Source organism: Flagellimonas olearia, from assembly GCF_009184425.1.
Lineage (GTDB): Bacteria > Bacteroidota > Bacteroidia > Flavobacteriales > Flavobacteriaceae > Flagellimonas > Flagellimonas olearia.
On sequence record NZ_WELG01000171.1, the window covers coordinates 1 to 326 of the forward strand.

Annotated in this window: 1 protein-coding gene; it reads right to left on the bottom strand. The window is 37.4% G+C overall.

Annotation, left to right across the window (positions count from 1 at the left end):
- The coding region (locus tag F8C76_RS20030; protein ID WP_211372214.1) for a plasminogen-binding N-terminal domain-containing protein at nt 1-324 on the bottom strand (324 nt) is incomplete at its 3' end.
- Between the last annotated feature and the right edge of the window lie 2 nt (nt 325-326).

The window sequence follows — 326 nt, forward strand, 5'->3', positions numbered from 1 at the left end:
GATTAAAAACGCTCGGTTATTAAATTGCCTAAAATAAACCAAATCACCCTTTCTAGCGACCATTCTTGGAGTGGGTAAATGGCTTTGTTTCATAGACTCAAACGCTCTGAATTTAGCCGTTGCGACACCATTTTCAACGGCAATAATGACCACTTCAGAATTAACGATTTCATAATCTGAAAGTTTAGTAACGACAAAACCAAACTCCCCCACTTGCAAATCATGAGCAGGAAAACGAATGATTTTTTTAGGCAAATCCACAAATTCTATACTCACTCTTAAGGGTTCTTGCCAAGAGGCTGATTGCAAGCTTATAAAACTCATTA